At 60.4% G+C, this 21647-nt stretch carries 21 protein-coding genes; 4 read left to right on the top strand and 17 right to left on the bottom strand.

All coding sequences use genetic code 11. The features are described from left to right. Window positions 1-15: 15 nt before the first annotated feature. The 6 genes from ABEH28_RS19000 to rplM form a co-directional block, all read right to left on the bottom strand. Entirely contained in the window at window positions 16-633 is a 618-nt protein-coding gene (locus ABEH28_RS19000) for a glutathione S-transferase N-terminal domain-containing protein (RefSeq protein ID WP_037014722.1), read from the bottom strand. Window positions 634-859: 226 nt separating this feature from the next. After that, window positions 860-1627, bottom strand: coding sequence for a cytochrome c1 (locus ABEH28_RS19005; RefSeq protein ID WP_346630823.1), 768 nt, complete (start codon window positions 1625-1627; stop codon window positions 860-862). Beyond that, a complete protein-coding gene (locus tag ABEH28_RS19010; RefSeq protein WP_346630824.1) occupies window positions 1627-2838 on the bottom strand; it encodes a cytochrome bc complex cytochrome b subunit in 1212 nt (403 codons plus the stop codon). Before ABEH28_RS19010 ends, ABEH28_RS19005 begins: the two co-directional genes overlap by 1 nt. After that, on the bottom strand, window positions 2838-3431 hold the full coding sequence (gene petA, locus ABEH28_RS19015; RefSeq protein ID WP_346630878.1) for a ubiquinol-cytochrome c reductase iron-sulfur subunit: 594 nt from the start codon (window positions 3429-3431) through the stop codon (window positions 2838-2840). Before petA ends, ABEH28_RS19010 begins: the two co-directional genes overlap by 1 nt. 123 nt (window positions 3432-3554) lie before the next feature. Next, a complete protein-coding gene (gene rpsI / locus ABEH28_RS19020) occupies window positions 3555-3947 on the bottom strand; it encodes a 30S ribosomal protein S9 (protein ID WP_065992123.1) in 393 nt (130 codons plus the stop codon). Between the two features lie 14 nt (window positions 3948-3961). Then, entirely contained in the window at window positions 3962-4390 is a 429-nt protein-coding gene (gene rplM, locus ABEH28_RS19025; RefSeq protein ID WP_019693576.1) for a 50S ribosomal protein L13, read from the bottom strand. Between the two features lie 240 nt (window positions 4391-4630). Between rplM and ABEH28_RS19030 the strand changes: the two genes are divergently transcribed. Then, on the top strand, window positions 4631-5668 hold the full coding sequence (locus ABEH28_RS19030) for an NADP(H)-dependent aldo-keto reductase (RefSeq protein WP_346630825.1): 1038 nt from the start codon (window positions 4631-4633) through the stop codon (window positions 5666-5668). 78 nt (window positions 5669-5746) lie between these two features. Here ABEH28_RS19030 and ABEH28_RS19035 read toward each other — a convergent pair whose 3' ends face one another. Further along, entirely contained in the window at window positions 5747-6883 is a 1137-nt protein-coding gene (locus ABEH28_RS19035; protein WP_346630826.1) for an acyl-CoA dehydrogenase family protein, read from the bottom strand. Between the two features lie 220 nt (window positions 6884-7103). On the opposite strand from ABEH28_RS19035, the gene ABEH28_RS19040 reads away from it, so the two are divergent. After that, window positions 7104-8024: a GlxA family transcriptional regulator gene (locus ABEH28_RS19040; protein ID WP_346630879.1), complete on the top strand. Its 921-nt coding sequence runs from the start codon at window positions 7104-7106 to the stop codon at window positions 8022-8024. An 83-nt stretch (window positions 8025-8107) separates the two neighbouring features. On the opposite strand, the gene zapE is transcribed toward ABEH28_RS19040, so the two are convergent. From zapE to ABEH28_RS19055, 3 genes are all read right to left on the bottom strand, one after another. Further along, window positions 8108-9202, bottom strand: coding sequence for a cell division protein ZapE (gene zapE / locus ABEH28_RS19045; RefSeq protein WP_065992112.1), 1095 nt, complete (start codon window positions 9200-9202; stop codon window positions 8108-8110). A gap of 61 nt (window positions 9203-9263) precedes the next feature. Beyond that, window positions 9264-10613: a tryptophan--tRNA ligase gene (locus ABEH28_RS19050; protein ID WP_346630827.1), complete on the bottom strand. Its 1350-nt coding sequence runs from the start codon at window positions 10611-10613 to the stop codon at window positions 9264-9266. A 27-nt stretch (window positions 10614-10640) separates the two neighbouring features. Continuing rightward, entirely contained in the window at window positions 10641-11270 is a 630-nt protein-coding gene (locus ABEH28_RS19055) for an alpha/beta fold hydrolase (protein WP_346630828.1), read from the bottom strand. A 145-nt stretch (window positions 11271-11415) separates the two neighbouring features. On the opposite strand from ABEH28_RS19055, the gene ABEH28_RS19060 reads away from it, so the two are divergent. Continuing rightward, window positions 11416-11853 (top strand): DUF1043 family protein, encoded by a 438-nt coding sequence (locus tag ABEH28_RS19060; protein ID WP_133772171.1) that lies wholly within the window; start codon window positions 11416-11418, stop codon window positions 11851-11853. Window positions 11854-11994: 141 nt separating this feature from the next. Here the strand turns inward: ABEH28_RS19060 and cysN are convergent, their stop codons facing one another. The 3 genes from cysN to ABEH28_RS19075 form a co-directional block, all read right to left on the bottom strand. Beyond that, window positions 11995-13893, bottom strand: coding sequence for a sulfate adenylyltransferase subunit CysN (gene cysN / locus ABEH28_RS19065; protein ID WP_192171775.1), 1899 nt, complete (start codon window positions 13891-13893; stop codon window positions 11995-11997). Window positions 13894-13908: 15 nt separating this feature from the next. Continuing rightward, window positions 13909-14826 carry a sulfate adenylyltransferase subunit CysD gene (gene cysD, locus ABEH28_RS19070; RefSeq protein WP_065992104.1) on the bottom strand — a complete coding sequence of 306 codons (918 nt, stop codon included), beginning with the start codon at window positions 14824-14826 and terminating at the stop codon, window positions 13909-13911. Between the two features lie 147 nt (window positions 14827-14973). Further along, window positions 14974-15732, bottom strand: a complete 759-nt coding sequence (locus tag ABEH28_RS19075) for a Nif3-like dinuclear metal center hexameric protein (RefSeq protein WP_192171776.1) — start codon at window positions 15730-15732, stop codon at window positions 14974-14976. Between the two features lie 98 nt (window positions 15733-15830). Between ABEH28_RS19075 and algW the strand changes: the two genes are divergently transcribed. Beyond that, the gene (gene algW / locus ABEH28_RS19080; RefSeq protein WP_346630829.1) at window positions 15831-16997 is read left to right on the top strand and encodes a Do family serine endopeptidase AlgW; all 1167 of its coding nucleotides are present in this window, start codon (window positions 15831-15833) and stop codon (window positions 16995-16997) included. Between the two features lie 26 nt (window positions 16998-17023). Here the strand turns inward: algW and hisC are convergent, their stop codons facing one another. From hisC to murA, 4 genes are all read right to left on the bottom strand, one after another. Further along, on the bottom strand, window positions 17024-18082 hold the full coding sequence (gene hisC, locus ABEH28_RS19085; RefSeq protein WP_192171778.1) for a histidinol-phosphate transaminase: 1059 nt from the start codon (window positions 18080-18082) through the stop codon (window positions 17024-17026). Window positions 18083-18084: 2 nt separating this feature from the next. Continuing rightward, entirely contained in the window at window positions 18085-19413 is a 1329-nt protein-coding gene (gene hisD / locus ABEH28_RS19090; RefSeq protein WP_192171779.1) for a histidinol dehydrogenase, read from the bottom strand. A gap of 145 nt (window positions 19414-19558) precedes the next feature. Beyond that, window positions 19559-20194: an ATP phosphoribosyltransferase gene (hisG, locus tag ABEH28_RS19095; RefSeq protein WP_192171780.1), complete on the bottom strand. Its 636-nt coding sequence runs from the start codon at window positions 20192-20194 to the stop codon at window positions 19559-19561. A 164-nt stretch (window positions 20195-20358) separates the two neighbouring features. Further along, complete coding sequence (gene murA, locus ABEH28_RS19100) at window positions 20359-21624, bottom strand: UDP-N-acetylglucosamine 1-carboxyvinyltransferase (RefSeq protein ID WP_122536135.1); 1266 nt, start codon at window positions 21622-21624, stop codon at window positions 20359-20361. Between the last annotated feature and the right edge of the window lie 23 nt (window positions 21625-21647).

Consider the following 21647-nt stretch of genomic DNA (forward strand, 5'->3'; position numbering starts at 1 on the left):
ACGGCTCCTAAGGCCTTAGCGCATGTCGCGTTCGACACCAGACAGACTTGCCTGAAATGCCTCACGCGCAAATTGGCGCTCCATGTAGTCAAGCAGCGGCTTGGCGGGCCGCGGCAATTCGATACCCAGAATCGGCAGGCGCCAGAGTATGGGCAATAGACAGCAGTCGACCAGACTTTGCTCGTCGCTCAGGAAAAAAGGCTTATCCGCGAACAACGGCGATACGCCGGTCAGACTTTCGCGCAGCTCCTTGCGCGCCTGAACACGTGCGGCTTCTTTGCTGCGCGGGTCCAGAATCAGATCCACCAGACCGCACCAGTCGCGCTGAATCCTGTGGATCAGCAAGCGGCTGTTGGCACGCGCCACCGGATAGACCGGGAGCAGCGGCGGATGGGGATAACGCTCGTCCAGGTATTCCATTACCACCGTCGACTCGTACAACGCCAGGTCACGATCAACCAGGGTCGGCACGCTGCCGTACGGATTCACCTCGATCAATTTGGGCGGATGACGGCCCTCGACAACTTCAATGATCTCGGCGCTGACACCTTTCTCGGCGAGCACAATGCGCACGCGATGGGAATAGTGGTCGGCGGGGTCGGAGTAACAGGCCAACCGATTGGTCACGCCCATGGCGGTCCTCCTCGCTTGTAGATATTCAAAAAGCAGAAATACGGATGCGCCGCGAGGGCGCTTTCGGCGACGTCCACGATGATCGGGTGTTCAACGCGGGCGACAAGATAGCTCATTTACTCAAGGTAGATTCTGCAATCTTCAGCCCGCCACTATACCCGCTCTGCCTCCATTACCTGAAACAGCGCAGCAGCAGGTGGCCGAGACACGCGAATCAGACGCCTGCTCAACGGATGTCTTTCCAGAATTCACGCTTGAGCAGCCAGGCCAGGATGAACAACACGGCGAGGTAAAGCAGCACGTAGGTGCCGATGCGCTGATGCTGCAGCTTGTCCGGGTTGGCCGAATAGGCGAGGAAGGTGACGAGGTTCTTCACCTTCTCGTCGAACTGCGCTTCGGTCAACGTGCCAGTGTTGGGCACGATGATCAGCTGATCGCAGGCTTCGCGATTCAGGGGCGTGTCGGTGTGTTTTCCCCCATCCTCGACGCGCTGAACCTCCTTGCAGGCGAGCCTCTGACGCCCCTGAAGCCCTTCCAGCACGTTGGGCATGGCCACGCCGGGGAAAACGGTGTTGTTCACGCCCCAGGGCCGCGTTGGGTCCTCGTAGAACGAACGCAGGTAGCCATAGAGCCAGTCAGTCCCGCGCACGCGCGCGACGAGGGTCAGATCGGGCGGCGCCGCGCCAAACCAGGTTTTCGCATCCGCCGGCTGCATGCCGATGGTCATGTGGTCGCCGATCTTCGCTCCGGCAGGCGCCAGCTTTTCCAGCATCCGCTCGTGGGAAATGCCGAGGTCGTCTGCAACGCGCTCGTAGCGTTGGAACCTGGCGCTGTGGCAACCCATGCAGTAATCGACGAACGTCCGCGCGCCATCCTGAAGGGCGGACTTATCGGACACATCGATATCAACGCTCTCAGGGCCCGCGCCATGCTCATCCGCGAACGACAGCGCCGGCAACATGGCCATGAGCAAGACAACGAGCAGGGTTTTCATCAGCCGGTCACCCTGTCCGGTACCGGCTTCGTCCGCTCCATGCGCGTGTAGAACGGCATCAGGATGAAGTTGGCGAAATACGTGAAGGTGCAGACTTGTGACAGCAATGCGCGCCCGGGGCTCGGCGGAAGAACACCCAGCACCCCGAGCGTCACGAAGCACACGCAAAACACCGTTAGCCCCGCGCGGCTCAGCCAGCCTTTGTAGCGCATCGATTTGACCGGGCTGCGGTCAAGCCACGGCAGCACGAACAGCACCGCGATGGCCGCGCCCATGGTCATGACGCCGAGAAGCTTGTCCGGGATGGCGCGCAAGATCGCGTAGAACGGCGTGAAGTACCAGACCGGCGCAATGTGCTCCGGGGTCTTGAGTGGGTTCGCTGGCTCGAAGTTGGGCTGCTCGAGAAAGTAGCCCCCCATCTCCGGGAAGAAAAACACCACCGAGCAGAAGATAAACAGAAACACCACGACGCCGAGCAGATCCTTGACCGTGTAGTACGGGTGGAAGGGAATGCCGTCCAGCGGGTTGCCGTTCTCGTCCTTGTACTTGTTGATGTCGACGCCGTCGGGGTTATTCGAGCCCACTTCATGCAGCGCCAGAATATGCAACACCACAAGCCCGAGGATCACGATTGGCAGCGCCACGACATGCAGCGCGAAGAAGCGGTTGAGGGTGATCCCGGAGACCAGATAATCGCCGCGGATCCACTGTGCGAGGTCGTTGCCGATCACCGGAATGGCGCCAAACAGGGAAATGATCACCTGCGCGCCCCAGTACGACATCTGCCCCCACGGCAGGAGGTAGCCTGTGAACGCCTCGGCCATCAGCGCCAGATAAATCAGCATGCCGAAGATCCAGACCAACTCCCGCGGCTTCTGATAAGAGCCGTACAGCAGGCCGCGAAACATGTGCAGGTAGATGACGATGAAGAATGCCGACGCGCCGGTCGAATGCAACAGCCGCAGGATCGAGCCGTATTCGACGTCGCGCATGATGGACTCGACCGAGGCAAAGGCGCCCTCTGCCGTGGGCGTGTAACTCATCGTCAGCCAGATGCCCGTGAGGATCTGGTTGACCAGCACCAGCAATGCCAGCGCGCCGAATATATAGAAAAAATTCAGGTTTCTGGGCACGTAGTACTTGCTGAGGTGGTTTTCCCACATTGAGGTCACGGGCAAGCGCGCATTGATCCAATCCATGAGCCTGCTCATCACGCTTCCTCCTGATCCACGCCAATGACGATGATTGAGTCCGACTCGTAGGAATGCGGCGGCACTGGCAAATTCAGCGGTGCAGGCTGCGCCTTGTACACGCGTCCGGCCAAATCGTAACGGGAGCCGTGGCAGGGACAGAAATATCCGCCGACCCAGTCCTTGCCCAAGTCAGCGGGGGCGACTTCGGGGCGAAACGTCGGTGAGCAGCCGAGATGGGTACAGATGCCGACCAACAGCAGGATTTCCGGGCGGATGGAACGGACCACCGGATCGACGTAGCCAGGCTGGGCGGAGGCCTTTGACTCGGGGTCGGAGAGCTTGCCGGTAAGCTGGCCCAGACGGGAAAGGATCTCGGGCGTACGACGGACAATGAACACCGGCTGCCCGCGCCATTCGGCGATCATCTGCTGGCCGGGCTCGATCTTGCTGATGTTGACTTTGACAGGCGCTCCCGCAGCCCTGGCCTTGGCGCTCGGGAACCATGAGCCCACGAACGGCACGGCGGCGCCGACCGCCCCTGCTGCGCCCACCACAGACGTGGCCGTCACAAGGAAGCGACGCCGGCCCGTGTTTACGCCGTCATTGCCCATGGCGCCCTCTCCCGTCAGCATCCGAGATCTCCTTGACCAGGCCCTCGGAATCATTAAAAGACAGCCATAAAAAAACGCCCAGCTTCGTATAGAAACTGAGCGTTCTTTTTGAACGGAAGCGAATTAACGCTTCGAGTACTGCGGACGCTTACGCGCTTTACGCAGACCAACTTTCTTACGTTCAACTTCGCGAGCATCGCGAGTAACGAAGCCTGCTTTGCGCAGAGCGCCGCGCAGGGTTTCGTCGTACTGCATCAGAGCGCGGGTGATACCGTGGCGGATTGCGCCAGCTTGACCACTCACACCACCGCCGATGACAGTGACGTAGATGTCGAATTTCTCGACAGTCTGAGTCAGTTCCAGCGGCTGACGAACTACCATGCGGGCAGTTTCGCGACCGAAGAACGAGTCCAGGGAACGGTTGTTGATGGAGATGTTACCGGTGCCCGGACGCAGGAAAACGCGAGCGGTTGCGGTCTTGCGACGGCCAGTGCCGTAATTTTGAGTCGCCGACATAATGAACTATTCCGTTAAAACTTCAGTTCTTGGGGCTGCTGAGCAGTATGAGGGTGTGCAGCGCCCGCATAGACTTTCAGCTTACGATACATGTCGCGACCCAGCGGGTTCTTAGGCAGCATGCCTTTGACCGCGGTCTCGATCACGCGCTCAGGAGCTTTGGCGATCAGCTTTTCAAAGTTGATCGACTTGATCCCGCCCGGGAAACCGGAGTGAGAGTAGTAGATCTTGTCGGTGGTCTTGGCACCGGTCACACGGATCTGCTCGGCATTGATCACGACGATGTAGTCGCCAGTGTCAACGTGCGGAGTGTATTCCGGCTTGTGCTTGCCACGCAGACGGCTCGCGATTTCAGTGGCCAGACGACCCAGGGTCTGACCAGCAGCGTCGACGACGAACCAGTCGCGCTTTACTGTTTCCGGTTTAGCGGTAAAAGTTTTCATTCTTTATAGCCTCAAAGGCCGCCCTGAAAAATAGACGGCGGAGCATACTCATTAGTACGGTCTTTGACAAGTCAAAGGCCGCCGGGCACGAACGCTATAGGGGGCTCGGGTCAGCGCGTTCGATCGCAGCGGTTTCTTTTGGCGCGGGGCATCACTCCAGCGACAAAGAGGAGCGGAATTATGCAGATTGCGAAAAAAATTTCAACCTGCTTTTATGGCTCTTTTAAACAGGAGAGCCAAATGGACTACCGCCAACTGGGCAGAACCGACCTCAATGTCAGCGCAATCTGCCTCGGCACCATGACTTGGGGCGAGCAGAACAGCCAGTCCGAGGCCTTCGCGCAGATCGAACGGGCCAAGGCCGCCGGCATCAATTTCATCGACACCGCCGAGATGTATCCGGTGCCGCCGAAGAAAGAAACCTACGCCAGCACCGAGACCATCCTCGGCAACTGGTTCAAGCAGAGCGGCGACCGCGCTGACTGGATACTCGCCAGCAAGATCGCCGGTCCCGGCAACGGCATTGATTACATTCGTGACGGCCAGCTGAAATTCAACCGCGATCACGTCGTCGCTGCGCTGGATGCGAGCCTGAAACGCCTGCAGACCGACTACCTCGATCTGTATCAATTGCACTGGCCTGAGCGCAGCACCAACTTCTTCGGCAAGCTCGGTTACAACCACAGCGAGGAGCACTTCACCCCGCTGCTGGAAGTGCTCGAAGCGCTGGACGAGCAGGTCAAGGCCGGCAAGATCCGCCACGTCGGTCTGTCCAACGAAACGCCGTGGGGCACCATGAAGTTTCTTGCTGAGTCCGACGCCCATGGTCTGACGCGCCCGGTGTCGATTCAGAACCCCTACAACCTGCTCAACCGCAGCTTCGAGGTGGGTCTGGCGGAAGTGGCGATTCGCGAGCAATGCGGCCTGCTGGCCTATTCGCCCATGGCCTTCGGGATGTTGTCTGGCAAATACGCCGACGGCGCCCGTCCTGCCAAGGGCCGTCTGAGCCTGTACAGCCGCTTCACGCGCTATTTCAATCCGCAATCGGAAGCGGCCTGCGCGCGTTATGTTGCGCTGGCTCGCGAGCACGGTCTTGATCCGGCTCAAATGGCCCTGGCGTTCGTGACCGGGCGCAGCTTCGTCACCAGCAACATCATCGGTGCAACGACGCTGGAGCAGCTGGAAAGCAACCTGGCGAGCGCGGAACTGGTGCTGTCGGATGAAGTGCTGGCGGGGATTGAAGCGATTCACAAGGATCAGCCGAATCCTGCGCCTTGATCGGTGATTGCGTGATTGCTGATTGACTGTGGAACCGCAGAGGGTCTTTACAAGGCCCCTCTGGGGTTCCGCACAGGATTACAGAGACCGGGCAATGATCTCTTTCATGATCTCGTTGGTCCCGGCGTAGATCCGCTGCACCCGCGCATCGGCCCACGCCCGGGCGATGGGGTACTCCCACATGAAGCCGTAGCCGCCATGCAGCTGCACGCATTCATCCAGCACCTTGCACTGCAGGTCGGTTGACCAGTATTTCGCCATGGCCGCCGTGGGCACATCCAGCTTCCCTTCCAGATGCAACTCCAGGCACCGATCAATGAACGTACGACCAATCTGAACTTCGGTGGCGATTTCGGCCAGTTTGAAGCGGGTGTTCTTGAAGTCGATGATGGCCTTGCCAAAGGCTTTGCGTTCACGCGTGTAATCGAGCGTCCACTGCAAGGCCGCTTCGGCGGAGGCAATGGCGCCGATGGCGACCGTCAGACGCTCCTGGGGCAGTTCCTGCATCAAATACGCAAAACCCATCCCGGCCTGACCCAGCAGGTTCTCCTTGGGCACTCTCACGTCCTGGAAGAACAGTTCCGACGTGTCCTGCGCCTTCATGCCCACCTTCTCCAGTCGCTTGCCCTTCGCAAAACCAGGCGTGCCCGCTTCCACAACAAACAGACTGGTGCCCTTCGCGCCTGCCTTGGGGTCGGTCTTCGCGACCACGATCACCAGATCGGCGAGAAAGCCATTGGTGATAAACGTCTTCGAACCATTGATGACGTACTCGTCGCCATCCAGCACCGCAGTGGTCTTGACCCCTTGCAGGTCGGAACCCGCGCCAGGCTCGGTCATCGCGATGGCAGTGACCAGCTCCCCCGAAACCAGCTTGGGCAAATAGTTGAGCTTCAGCGCCTCGCTTCCGTAATGCAGGATGTACGGCGCGACGATGTCCGAATGCAGGGAGAAGCCGATGCCGGTCAGGCCGAGGCGGGAAATTTCTTCGATCACCACCGTGGTGTAGAGAAAATCCGCGCCCATGCCGCCGTACTCTTCCGGCAAATGCGAACACAACATGCCCTGCTCCCCGGCCCGGTTCCACAGCGTGCGGTCGATGTGGCCCTGCTTCTCCCACTGGGCATGAAAGGGCGCCGCGTGCTGTTCGAAGAACTTGCGCACGCTATTTCGGAAAAGCTCGTGCTCCGAGCTGAAGAGTGTTCTGGGAAGCATGGCTGCACCTGATGCGAAGAATTGTCGGACAAAACGTCAGCAGAGCGTAGGCGCAGCCGGTTGACGGCGACACTGGACACATCCGACAAAAAATAAGACGATCACGCCGTTGCTTGACCACTTTCCCATATAAGAACAAAAGACTATGTCTATCCAACCAAACGCGCCGTTGCGGCGTGTCAGCATTCTTGCGATCGATGGAATTTTTGCCTCCACGCTCATGCAAGCCAAAGACTTCTTTCACCTCGCCAGCCTGCGCTACGGCAAGCAGTTGGGACAGGGCTTCAAGCCGGCGTTTGAAACCCGACTGGTCAGCCCGGACGGCAAGGAAGTCCGCAGTTTCAGCGACGTCGTGATCCCTGTAGACGGCGTGCTTGAACACAGCGACATCATCATCCTTCCCGCCTTTGTCGAAGACTTCGACACCCTGCGCGAGCGCTATCCGCAAATCCTGCCGTGGCTGCGTGAGCAGCATGCGCGCGGCGCCGTGCTCTGCGGTGAAGCCAGCGGCGTGTTTTGGCTGGGAGACGCGGGATTGCTCGACGGCAAGGAAGCGACCACCTACTGGCGGTTCTTCAACGAATTCGCCGAGCGCTTTCCGAACGTGCTGCTGAATCAGGAAAAGCACCTCACCGACGCCGATAACCTGTATTGCGCAGGCGGCACGATTTCAGCGTGTGATCTGTACATCTACCTGATCGAGCGCTTCTGCGGCGCCCATGTCGCGCAGACCGTCGCCCGCGACATTCTCTATGAAGTGCAGCGCAGCTACGCACCGGGACGGATTGGTTTTGGCGGGCAGAAGCTGCACCAGGACGTGCTCATCCTGCAGATTCAGCACTGGCTTGAAGAGCACTTCGCCGACAAATTCCGTTTCGAGGATGTGGCCCGGGAGCACGGCATGAGCATCCGCAACTTCATGCGCCGCTTCCAGACGGCAACGGGCGACAAGCCACTGCATTATCTGCAACGGCTGCGCATCGAAACCGCAAAGGGCTTGCTGTCAGGCTCACGAAAGAGCATCAAGACCATCAGCTATGAAGTGGGCTACGACGACGCCAGCTTCTTCGCGCGCCTGTTCCGCCAACACACCGACCTGTCACCGAACCAATACCGGCAGCAGTTTCAGCAGGCAGCCTAGAGTCAGCTTCAAGCGGCAAGTCTCAAGCTGCAAGTGGCGAGATGACCTCTTGCAGCTTGTCGCTTGAAGCTTGCAGCTGCTCCCTAGGGCTTATGCGCCCGCGACAGGAATTCGTGGGACTGCATTTCCAGCAACCGGCTGAGCGTGCGCTGGAATTCGAAGTTCAGGCGGCCGCCGGTGTACAGGTCTTTCAATTCGACTTCCGCCGAGATGATCAACTTGACGTTGCGGTCGTAGAACTCGTCGACCATGTTGATGAACCGGCGCGCGATGTCGTCGGTGGTCACGCTCATCTGCTCGACGCCGCTGAGCAGCACCGCATGGAAGATCTTGCCGAGTTCGATGTAGTCGTTCTGGCTACGCGGCCCGTCGCACAGCTCACGGAAGTCGAACCACGCCACGTCATCGCAGGTACGGATGGCCTTGATCTGCCGATTCTCGATGATCAGCACATCGTTTTCGATGGCCTTGGTGCATTCCGGGGTCAGCGCGCGGAAGCTCTTGCGCAGGCTCTCCTCTGCCGCTTCGTTCAGCGGGAAGTGGAACAGCTCGGCTTGCTCCAGATGGCGCAGTCGATAGTCGACGCCGCTGTCGACGTTGACGATTTCGGTGTTTTGCTTGATCAGCGCAATCGCCGGCAGGAAACGCGCACGCTGCAGACCGTCCTTGTACAGGCCGTCGGGAACGATGTTCGACGTCGCGACCAGGGTCACACCGTTCTTGAACAGCTCTTCCATCAGCGTGCCGAGGATCATCGCGTCGGTAATGTCCGATACGAAGAATTCGTCGAAACAGATCACCCGCGCTTCTTCGGAAAACTGCTTGGCGATCAGGGTCAGCGGGTTCTTCTCGCCCTTGAGGTTTTTCATCTCCTCGTGCACGCGCTTCATGAAGCGGTGGAAGTGCGTACGGGTCTTGTCTTCAAACGGCAGCGCTTCGAAGAAGGTGTCGACCAGGTAGGTCTTGCCCCGGCCCACACCGCCCCAGAAATACAGCCCCTTCACAATCGGGGCCTCTTTCTTGCCGAACAGCTTGCCCAGCAATCCCGGCTTGCGGTCATGGGCGGCGACCAGATCGTCGTACAGACGCTGCAGATGGCGCACCGCATTCTCTTGCGCGGCGTCGTGGAAAAAGTCCGGACGCTTCAGGTCAGCTTGGTATCGTTCTAGAGGGGTCATAGTCGCTTGCAAGGGAGCAAAAACGGGCCGTCACTGTAGCGATGGCCCATTGGAATGGCAATTAATCCTGTTGTGGCGCGAGCGCCAGTTTCAGGCTCTCGATCGCGGCGTCGCGGGCGGCGGCATCGGAGAACGCCGGGCTGTCGGCGACACAGGCATCACTCAGCCACAGGGTAAAGGCATCGCCTTCGGGCCGAATGTCCAGCTCACCGCCCTGCTGCAGCTGTTTGGTCACGGCGCCGGCCGCCTTGCCGTCTGTGAAACTGCGCGACAGCAGCAGTTGCTCGCCGTCGGCCGCCAGCAGGCGGAAGCGGAAGCTGCCGTCGTCTTCGCGGAAACTGATGAAGCGAGGGCCTTTGCTGGCCTTCTTCTTGGTCGCCGTGACGGTTTGCGCAGCGGTACGGAATGAACGCAGGCCAACCGCTTCACGCAGCTCGCCCAGAAACGGCGTGGCCACACGACGGGCCTTCTCGGCGCCCGCTTGCAGAATGTCTTCCAGGTCGGTTGGCCGCTCGATCAGGCGATGGTAATTCTCCCGTGCCTCGCCCAGCTCCGCGTCCAGCAACTGGAACAGGCGTTGCTTGGCATCGCCCCAACCCAACCCCTGGAGCAGGTCGGCGCGGAACTCGTCGCCCTGTTCCTTGGTAGCAAATGCCTGGTACAGCGTGAACAGATGCGAAGTGTCCGGATCCTTGGCCTCGCCCGGCAGACGAGAGTCAGTGACAATGCGGGATATTGCTTCCTTCATGTCTTTGGCGCTGGTGAACAGCGGCACGGTGTTGTCGTAGCTCTTCGACATCTTGCGGCCGTCCAGGCCAGGGAGTGTCGCGACGCTTTCCTCGATCAGCGCTTCCGGCATCACGAAGAATTCTTTGCCGTTGCCGAACAGGTGATTGAAGCGCTGACCGATATCGCGCGCCATTTCGACGTGCTGGATCTGATCGCGACCGACAGGCACTTGATGGGCGTTGAACATGAGGATGTCGGCGGCCATCAACACCGGGTAGCTGAACAGGCCCATGGTGATGCCAGCGTCCGGGTCTTCACCGGCTTCGACGTTCTTGTCCACCGAGGCTTTGTAGGCGTGGGCGCGATTGAGCAGGCCCTTGCCGGCAACGCAGGTGAGCAGCCAGGTCAGCTCGGGAATTTCCGGAATGTCGGACTGGCGATAGAACGTGACGCGCTCGACGTCCAGCCCTGCCGCGAGCCAGGTCGCGGCGATTTCCAGACGCGAGCGCTGAATGCGCAGCGGGTCGTCGCATTTGATCAGCGCGTGGTAGTCGGCCAGAAAGTAGAACGAGTCGGCGTCGCTCTGGCGGCTGGCAACGATGGCCGGGCGGATGGCGCCGGCGTAGTTGCCCAAGTGCGGCGTGCCGGTGGTGGTGATACCGGTCAGGATACGAGTGGTCATGGCTAGTCGCTTATTTGGGTGCTGCGATCAATTCGAAAGGCGCGGCAGAATCAGATCCTTGAGATCGGTCAGCTTGCCGTGAAAAAAGTGCCCGCATTCTGCCACTTTCAGCAGCTCATGGGGACGCTGAAGCGTGTCAGACCATGCGTACACGAGTTGTGGGTCAACGACTTCGTCGGTTTCCGGCTGAATCAGCGTCAGCGCGCCTTTCTGCGGCAACGCCTCCACGTTGGCAATCCGCATCACGGCGGGTGCGACCATGAACACATGCTTCAGGGTTTCGCCTTCAGCCTCAAGACGCCCGCCCAAGGTAGCCGCCACGAAACCGCCGAAGGAGAAGCCGAACAACGTCATGGGCAGATCGGGATGTTTATCCCGCAGCCACTTCGCGGCAGCCTGTGCATCGTCGACTTCGCCTTCGCCCATGTCCGAGCTGCCAGCGCTGGCGCCGACGCCGCGATAGTTGAAGCGCAGCGTAATCAGACCGGCATCACGCGCGGTGCGCTGCAGGGTCGAGATCACTTTATTGAGCATGGTGCCGCCCTGAACCGGGTTAGGATGGCATATCAGCGCGATGCCCTTGGGCCCGTCCAGATCGAGGTACAACGCTTCGAGTTGGCCCACCGGGCCGTCGATGAATACAGGGGTCTCACGCATGAGCAAGAATGAACTCCGTGACCTTCAATTGGGTCGACTCGTCTAGCTGATTGTCTGTGGCTGGCAGGCTGGCGACGCGTCGCCGCTATACAGCGCAGGTTCGAGCCGTTAACGTAAAGCAAAGCCGTTTATAGAGGAAGGACTCGTGGATTACTCGCTCTTAGTTTGGTTGCTGCCGACCATCGCCCTGGTGGTTGGTGTGATCATCGGTTTCTTCGTGGCGCGCGCGCTGCCCAATGCCGTGCCTAACGGGACTCAGCGCCAGCTGGATGACGTTCAGGAGCGTTTCGATACCTATCAGAACGAGGTGATTACTCACTTCAACAGCACGGCCAATCTGGTGCAGAAGCTGTCGCAAAGCTACCACGATGTTCAGGAGCATCTGGCCGAAGGCGCCAACCGCCTGGCCACCGACGACATCACCCGTCAACGCCTGCTGGCCGCGCTGCACCCGGAGGCGCTCCATCCGCACCGCGATCGCTTGACACCGCCGCGCACCGCCGCTGAACCACCGAAGGACTACGCGCCGAAGTCGCCAGACTCCCCCGGCATGCTGGATGAGCATTACGGTTTGAAGAAGTAAGTACAAACGTTTCACCAAAAGCCCGCCCCTGAGGTGATCAGGGGCGGGCTTTTTTGTGGGCGGCGGATGGCCTTATCAGCAATGGCAAGACAAACAAAAAACCCGCCATCACTGGCGGGTTTCTTGTTCGGAAAACGGCGCTTAGATCACGCCGCGGGTCCGCAGCAGGTCCAGCACCTGTTTGACGCTTTCTTCGACGTTCAGCGACTGCGTGTCGATGACCAGGTCGGCGTCCAGCGGGACGTCATACGGGAAGGATTCACCCGGGATGTTGTCCTTGTCGGCGGCGTAGAGCCCTTGCGGATCACGCTCACGACAGGCCTGCGGCGACGCCTGAACGTACACGGTGATCAGTCGATCATCCCCGATCAGGGCCTTGGCATTCTGCCGACCGCCCGCGTCCGGCGCGACGAACGCTGCAAGGGTCAGCAGGCCTGCTTCGTTGAACTGACGCGCAACGTGGGCGGCACGACGCCAGTTCTCGGTGCGACCGGCGCGATCCTGCGGCAAGCCCTTGTTGAGGTCGTGACGCAGGTTCTGGCCATCAAGGACGAACACCGCACGGCCCATGTCGAACAGCTTGCGCTCCACGGCATACGCCAGCGTGCTCTTGCCCGCACCCGACAAACCGCTGAACAGCACGGTCGCCGGCTTCTGGCCGAAGCGCTGAGCGCGCTCTTCTGCCGACACATGGGCCAGCGCGCCGTGATGACTCCCGCCACCCGCAACCACGGGTTTGGCGATGATCATGCCGGCCGCAACAGTCCCGTTGGTCAAACGGTCGATGACGATGAACGCGCCCGTCGTGCGGTTGCTGTCGTAGCCGTCGAGGGCGATCGGCGCGTCCAGTGCGATCTTCACGCGGCCGATTTCATTCAGCTGCAGCGAGCTGGCAGGGCCTTCTTCCAGCGTGTTCACGTCCACACGATGGGTGATGCTGGCAATCGAACCCGGCACGTAGGACGTGGCGCGCTTGATGTCGTATTTCTTGCCCGGCAGCATCGGCTCTTCGGCCATCCACACCAGCATGGCGTCGAAGGCGTCGGCCACTTGCGGGACGTTGTCGGCATGCACCAACAGGTCGCCACGGGAGATGTCGATCTCGTCTTCCATGGTCAGTGTCACGGCCTGACCCGGGCCCGCGTGCTCCAGCTCGCCTTCGAAAGTGACGATGGATTTCACGCGGCTGCTCTTGCCGGACGGCAGCACAACGACTTCGTCGCCCTTGTGCACGATGCCGCTCGCCAGGGTGCCGGCGAAACCGCGGAAGTTCAGGTTCGGACGGTTGACGTACTGCACCGGGAAACGCAGGTCGGTGAAATTGCGGTCGCTGGCGATCTCGACGGTTTCGAGAATTTCCATCAGCGACTTGCCGGTGTACCACGGCGAACGCTCGCTCCGGTTGACCACGTTGTCGCCCTTGAGGGCTGACATCGGCACGAATTCCATTGTGGTCGGCTTCAGCGCAATGCGGTCGGCGAACGCCAGGTAATCGGCCTTGATCTGCTCGAAGATGTTCTCGTCGAAGCCGTTGAGGTCCATCTTGTTGATGGCGACCACGATGTGCTTGATGCCCAGTAACGAGGCGATGTAGCTGTGGCGTTTGGTCTGGGTCTGCACGCCGTAGCGGGCGTCGACCAGAATGATCGCCAGGTCACAGGTGGACGCACCGGTGGCCATGTTGCGGGTGTACTGCTCATGCCCGGGGGTGTCGGCGATGATGAATTTGCGCTTGGCGGTGGAGAAGTAGCGGTAAGCGACATCGATGGTGATGCCCTGCTCCCGCTCGGCCTGCAGGCCGTCGACCAGCAGCGCCAGATCGACTTCGTCGCCGGTGGTGCCGGATTTTTTCGAATCGCGGGTGATGGCTTCCAGGTGATCTTCGTAGATCATCTTGGAATCGTGCAGCAGCCGCCCGATCAACGTGCTCTTGCCGTCGTCGACGTTGCCACAGGTCAGGAAACGCAGCATTTCCTTGCGTTCGTGCTGGCCCAGATAGGCGAGGATGTCCTCGCTGATCAATTCAGATTGATGCGACATGTTCAGACACCCTAATTAGAAATAACCCTGACGTTTCTTTTCTTCCATCGAGCCTGCGCCATCGTGGTCGATGACCCGGCCCTGGCGCTCGGAAGTTCGCGTCAGGAGCATTTCCTGAATGATGTCGGTAAGGCTGGTGGCCTCGGACTCGACAGCGCCCGTCAACGGGTAGTCGCCCAGTGTGCGGAAGCGGACCTTCTTCTTGACGATGCGCTTCTTGTCCTCGTCGGACAGGTGATTACGCAGGCGGTCGTCATCGATCATGATCCAGGTGCCGTTCATCTCGATGACTTCGCGCTCGGCGGCGAAATACAGCGGGACGATCGGGATACCTTCGAGGTAGATGTACTGCCAGATGTCCAGCTCGGTCCAGTTGGAGAGCGGGAACACGCGGATCGACTCGCCTTTGTTGACGTTGCCGTTGTACACGTTCCACAGCTCGGGACGCTGGTTTTTCGGGTCCCAGCGGTGCTTGGTGTCACGGAAGGAATACACACGCTCTTTGGCGCGGGATTTCTCTTCGTCACGACGGGCGCCGCCAAACGCGGCATCGAAACCGTGCTTGTCGAGGGCCTGCTTGAGGCCCTGGGTTTTCATGATATCGGTGTGCTTCGAGCTGCCGTGGGTCAGCGGGTTGATACCCTGCGCGACGCCGTCCGGGTTCACGTGCACGATCAGGTCCAGGCCCATTTCCTCGACCATCTTGTCGCGGAAGCGGTACATCTCCTGGAATTTCCAGCGGGTGTCGACGTGCATCACCGGGAACGGCAGCTTGCCCGGGAAGAAGGCCTTGCGCGCCAGATGCAGCATCACGGCAGAGTCTTTACCGACGGAGTACAGCATCACCGGGTTATCGAACTCGGCAGCGACCTCGCGGATGATGTGGATGCTTTCCGCCTCCAGCTGTTTCAGATGCGTCAGTTTGTCGACCATGGTTACTCACGGGATAACGTACGTGTATGGAGAGCCTGCGGGCTCTATCGAGCGAGGCACTTTATCATGGGGCCTGATTCTATTCAGCGGCGGGGATAGATCGAAACGATCTAACCATATACCTCATGCTTTGGACCCTCAGACGCTTTAAATCGGGTTCGGACAGTCGATGAACAGATGCTCCAGAGCAAAGCGCCGCGCCAGATAATCACCCAGGGCCTGCACACCATAACGCTCGGTGGCGTGATGGCCGGCGGCAATGAAGCTGATGCCGTTTTCCCGGGCGCTGTGAAAGGTCTGCTCGGACGCTTCACCGCTCAAATACAGGTCCACGCCGGCCAGCACGGCTTGATCGATGTAGCCCTGCCCGCCTCCGGTGCACCAGCCGACCCGGCGTATCATGCCGTCGCCTTCGATCAACAGCGGCTCGCGCCCCAGAGCGGTTTGGACGCGGTGGGCGAAATCCCGTGGGGTCATGGCCTCGCTGAGTGAGCCCACCAGCCCGACGATGCGCGGGTTGTCCGGGTCCAGCGGGCCTTCGACGGTGATCTCCAGTTGCTGGGCGAGTTGAACGTTATTGCCTACCTCAGCATGCAAATCGAGAGGCAGGTGATAGGACAGCAGGCTGATGTCGTGTTTGAGCAGCGTCTTCAGCCGACGCTGCTTCATGCCGGTGATGCAGGGATTCTCGCCTTTCCAGAAATAGCCGTGATGCACCAGCACCAGATCCGCATTGGCCTCCACGGCTGCGTCCAGCAACGCCTGACTCGCGGTGACACCGGAGACGATTCGGCTGACCTGCGGCCGGCCCTCGACCTGCAAGCCGTTGGGGCAATAATCCTGAATGCGTGCGCTACCGAGATAGCGGTCCGCTTCTTCCACCAGGGTGCTCAAGGCAACCGCCATAAAAGTCTCCTAAATATGCAGTCCAGACCGTGTCGGCCCTCGTATAATGCCGGCCATTATGGCGCAGCTAGGCGCTTCTACCTTCAGGACTCCGCTCAATGTTCAAAGCGCTGCGTTTTCTCGGCTGGCCCTTGCTCGCTGGTGTGCTTATCGCTTTATTGATTATCCAGCGCTATCCCCAATGGGTTGGGCTGCCAAGCCAGAACGTGAACCTGCAGCAAGCGCCGCAACAGACCTTCGTGCAACAGGGGCCGGTCTCGTACGCGGACGCTGTCAGCAACGCCGCCCCGGCCGTGGCCAATCTGTACACGACCAAGATGGTCAATAACAACAACAAACCCAACCATCCGCTGTTCGACGACCCGCAATTTCGTCGTTTCTTCGGCGACAACCTGCCCAAACAAAAGCGCATGCAGTCGAGCCTGGGTTCGGCGGTGATCATGAGCCCGGAAGGCTACCTGTTGACCAACAACCACGTGACCTCCGGCGCCGACCAGATTGTCGTCGCGCTTAAAGACGGCCGCGAGACGATAGCCAAAGTCGTCGGCAGCGACCCCGAGACCGACCTTGCGGTGCTGAAGATCGACCTCAAGAACCTGCCCTCCATTACCCTTGGCCGTTCCGACGCTATCCGCATCGGCGACGTTGCATTGGCCATCGGTAACCCGTTCGGCGTTGGCCAGACCGTGACCATGGGCATCATCAGTGCCACCGGCCGAAACCAACTGGGCCTCAACACCTACGAAGACTTCATTCAGACCGACGCGGCGATCAACCCCGGCAACTCGGGCGGCGCGCTGGTGGACGCCAACGGCAACCTGACCGGGATCAACACGGCGATCTTCTCCAAATCCGGTGGCTCGCAGGGAATCGGTTTTGCGATTCCGACCAAGCTGGCCCTGGAGGTGATGAAGTCGATCATCGAACACGGCCAAGTGATTCGCGGCTGGTTGGGCATCGAGGTACAGCCGCTGACTCAGGAGTTGTCGGAATCGTTCGGGCTGAAGGATCGTCCGGGCATCGTGGTCGCCGGGATTTTCCGCGACGGCCCGGCGCAGAAGGCAGGCTTGCAACTGGGTGATGTGATCTTGAGCATCAACGGCGAGCCGGCGGGCGACGGCCGTCGCTCAATGAATCAGGTGGCCCGCACCAAACCCACTGACAAGATTGCCATTCAGGTCATGCGCAACGGCAAGGAATTGAAACTGACCGCCGAAGTGGGCGTGCGCCCACCGCAGACAACGGCGCCTGCGGCGGAGAATTGATCGGTTGCCGTTAGGCAACCGTCAACTCAGTTCGACAAGTCCCCCAACGCATCCACCAGCGCCTGATTCTGTTCAGGCGTACCGATGGTGATGCGCAGGAATTGCGCGATGCGCGCCTGTTTGAAGTGGCGCACGATCACGCCCTGCTCCCGCACCTTCGCCGCCAGACCGGCAGCGTCGTGCTGAGGGTGGCGGGCGAAGATGAAGTTCGCGGCCGAGGGCAGCACTTCGAAGCCCTTGCCTTCCAGCTGCTCGACAAGCGCTTCACGGCTGGCAATGACGCGCTGGCAGGTGTGCTCGAAATACTCACGGTCATCGAATGCCGCTGCTGCGCCGACAATGGCCATGCGGTCCAGCGGATACGAGTTAAAGCTGTTCTTGACCCGCTCCAGCGCTTCAATCAGGTCCGGATGCCCCACCGCGAGGCCCACTCGCAACCCGGCGAGGGAGCGCGACTTGGAAAGCGTTTGAGTGACCAGCAGGTTCGGATAGCGGTCCACCAGACTGATCGCGGTTTCGCCACCGAAGTCGATATACGCCTCGTCGACGATCACCACTGAATCCGGACTGTTCTTGAGGATTTGCTCGACAGCATCAAGGGCTAGCAGGCAGCCAGTAGGTGCGTTCGGGTTCGGGAAAATGATGCCGCCGTTGGGACGCGCGTAATCTTCGACGCGAATCTGGAACTGCTCATCCAGCGGCACGGCTTCGTAGTCGACGTCATACAGGCCGCAGTACACCGGATAGAAGCTGTAACTGATGTCCGGGAACAACAGCGGTTTGTCTTGCCGGAAAAAGGCGTTATAGGCGTGAGCCAGCACCTCGTCCGAGCCGTTGCCGAGAAACACGCGATTGGCGTCGACGCCGTAGTAACTCGCTACGGCTTGCTTCAGCACGTCACTGTTGGGATCGGGATACAGGCGCAGGTCGTCACTGACCGCAGCACGCATGGCATCGATCGCCTTGGGCGACGGGCCATAGGGGTTTTCGTTGGTGTTGAGCTTCACCAGTTTGGTCAGCTTGGGCTGCTCGCCCGGCACATACGGCACCAGGTCGTTGACGAAGGGACTCCAGAATTTGCTCATGCTCAGTTGCCCTCTTGTTCGGTGTCGACGATGCGGTATTCGGCGCTGCGGGCGTGGGCAGTCAATGACTCGCCGCGTGCCAGTACCGAGGCCGTTTTGCCCAGTTCGGACGCACCCTGCTCCGAGCAGAAAATAATTGATGAGCGTTTCTGGAAATCGTACACGCCCAACGGCGACGAGAACCGTGCGGTGCCCGACGTCGGCAGCACGTGGTTGGGACCGGCGCAGTAGTCGCCCAGCGCTTCGGACGTGTGGCGGCCCATGAAGATCGCGCCGGCGTGGCGAATCTGCGGCAGCCAGGCCTCAGGATCAGCCACCGACAACTCCAGGTGCTCCGGCGCAATCCGGTTGGCGACTTCAATGGCCTGGGTCATGTCGGCCACCTTGATCAAGGCGCCGCGGCCATTGATCGAGGTCTGGATGATTTCCGCGCGCTCCATCGTCGGCATCAGTTTGGCGATGCTGGCGGCGACGCGATCAAGGAACTCGGCATCCGGACTGACCAGAATCGCCTGGGCGTCTTCATCGTGCTCGGCCTGGGAGAACAGGTCCATGGCGATCCAGTCGGGGTCGGTCTGGCCGTCGCACACCACCAGAATCTCCGACGGGCCGGCGATCATGTCGATGCCCACTTGGCCGAACACGTGACGCTTGGCGGTGGCCACGTAAATGTTGCCCGGCCCGACGACCTTGTCCACCTGCGGGACGCTTTCGGTGCCATACGCCAGCGCCGCAACCGCCTGGGCGCCGCCGATGGTAAACACGCGATCGACGCCCGCGATGCAAGCCGCCGCCAGTACCAGCTCATTGAGCTCACCGCGAGGTGTCGGCACGACCATGACCACCTCGCCTACGCCGGCGACCTTGGCCGGAATGGCGTTCATCAACACCGAAGACGGGTAAGACGCTTTACCGCCCGGCACGTACAGCCCGGCGCGATCCAGCGGAGTGACCTTCTGGCCCAGCACGGTGCCGTCGGCCTCGGTGTAGCTCCAGGAATCCTGCTTCTGCCGCTCGTGGTAACTGCGCACACGGTCAGCCGCTTTTTCGAGGGCCTGACGCTGGGCCGGCGTGATGCGGGTCAGTGCCAGCTCAAGACGCTCGCGCGGCAGAATCAGGTCGGCCATCGACGCAACGTCCAGGCCGTCGAAGCGACGGGTGTATTCCACCAGCGCCGCATCGCCGCGCTCGCGCACGTTCTTGATGATGTCGAGCACACGCTCATTGACCGAGTCGTCAGACACACTTTCCCAGCTCAGCAGATGATCCAGATGACGGGCGAAGTCCGGATCGGCAGCGTTGAGTCGGCGAATAGCGTTGGGAGTGGTCATAGCGTGGGCCTCAATGAATGGCGATTTCTCAGATGCCGCGTATAGGCAGATGCCTAAGCTAGCAAGCCATCCGCGCGGGCACCTGAGAAATTTGGCTATGACACGGATAGCTGGGCGTGATCCTGATGAGGGTCACGCGATGCAGTCAACCGCGGTGTCGCGACTCCACGGCAGCGCGCAGGGTGTCGATCAGCGACTGAATGCGGGCGTGTTGCATTTTCATGGATGCTTTGTTTACCACCAGCCGTGAGCTGATGTGGGCAATCATGTCCTGAGGTTCGAGGCCGTTGGCACGCAGCGTGTTGCCGGTGTCGACGACGTCGATGATCTTGTCGGCCAGGCCTACCAGCGGCGCGAGTTCCATGGAACCGTACAGCTTGATGATGTCGACCTGACGGCCCTGTTCGGCGTAGTAGCGCTTGGCAACATTGACGAACTTGGTCGCCACACGCAGCCGACCCTTGGGTTCGACGGCGCCGACTGCACCTGCAGTCATCAGCTTGCACTGGGCGATTTGCAGGTCGAGCGGCTCATACAGCCCTTGGCCGCCGTATTCCATCAGCACGTCCTTGCCCGCGACGCCGAGATCTGCAGCACCGTGCTCAACGTAGGTCGGCACGTCAGTGGCACGCACGATCAGCAGGCGCACGTCGGCCTGGGTCGTCGGGATGATCAGCTTGCGGCTCTTGTCCGGATTCTCGGTCGGCACAATGCCCGCCGCAGCGAGCAGCGGCAAGGTGTCGTCGAGGATGCGGCCCTTGGACAATGCGATGGTCAACATGGGAAACGTCAGTCCTTATCAGCAGCGCGTGCCGGGTCGCAACTGGCGCCCGACTACCTCCGGCTCAAGAAGCCAGAGTGGAACGAATCAGAAAATCCTGGCGCTATGGCCAGACACGTCGCCCGCGTCGATCACATCGACACGGGCGAACGCGCAGCTGCTGACTAGCCCGGAACGCGACGGATCTTCGCGCCCAGCATCTGCAGTTTTTCTTCGATGCACTCATAACCACGGTCGATGTGGTAAATGCGGTCGATCAGCGTGTCGCCTTCGGCAACCAGCGCCGAAATGACCAGGCTCGCCGAAGCACGCAGGTCGGTCGCCATCACTGGCGCGCCCTTGAGCTTGGTGCAGCCGGTGACGATCGCGGTGTTGCCTTCGACCTGGATCTGCGCGCCCATGCGGTGCATTTCATACACATGCATGAAGCGGTTTTCGAAGATGGTCTCGATGACCGCACCCGTGCCTTCGGCGATGGCGTTGAGCGAGATGAACTGCGCCTGCATGTCGGTCGGGAAAGCTGGATACGGTGCAGTGCGCACGTTGACCGCTTTCGGACGCTTGCCGTGCATATTCAGCTCGATCCAGTCCTTGCCGGTGGTGATCTCGGCGCCGGATTCACGCAGCTTCTCGAGTACCGCTTCGAGAATCGTCGGATCGGTGTCCTTGAGTTTCACACGGCCGCCGGTTGCCGCCGCCGCCACCAGGTAGGTGCCGGTTTCGATACGGTCGGGCATGACGCGATAGGTCGCCGAACCCAGGCGTTTGACGCCATCGATGGTGATGGTGTCGGTACCGGCGCCAGAGACTTTACCGCCCATGGCGTTGATGAAGTTCGCCAGGTCGACGACTTCAGGCTCACGCGCGGCGTTTTGCAGGACACTGCGGCCGTTTGCCAGGGCAGCGGCCATCATGATGTTCTCGGTGCCCGTCACGCTGACGGTATCGAAGAAGAAGTTGGCGCCACGCAGCCCGCCTTCCGGCGCCTTGGCCTTGATGTAACCGCCTTCGACGTCGATGACCGCGCCCATGGCTTCAAGACCACGGATGTGCAGATCGACCGGACGCGAACCAATGGCGCAACCGCCAGGCAGTGCCACTTCGGCTTCACCGAAGCGGGCAACCATTGGACCCAGAACAAGGATCGACGCACGCATGGTTTTCACCAGCTCGTACGGAGCGACCAGGGTCTTGATGGTGCGCGGGTCGATTTCGACGCTGAGCTTCTCGTCGATGATCGGCTCGATGCCCATGCGACCGAACAGCTCGATCATGGTGGTAATGTCGTGCAGGTGCGGCAGGTTGGCGACGGTCACAGGACCATCAGCCAGCAGCGTGGCTGCGAGAATCGGCAGGGCAGAGTTTTTCGCCCCGGAGATGCGGATTTCGCCATCAAGACGAATGCCGCCAGTAATAATCAGTTTGTCCATTGGAATCTCGACGCCGTGTTGGC

The organism is Pseudomonas sp. Ps21-P2, from assembly GCF_039672565.1.
Lineage (GTDB): Bacteria > Pseudomonadota > Gammaproteobacteria > Pseudomonadales > Pseudomonadaceae > Aquipseudomonas.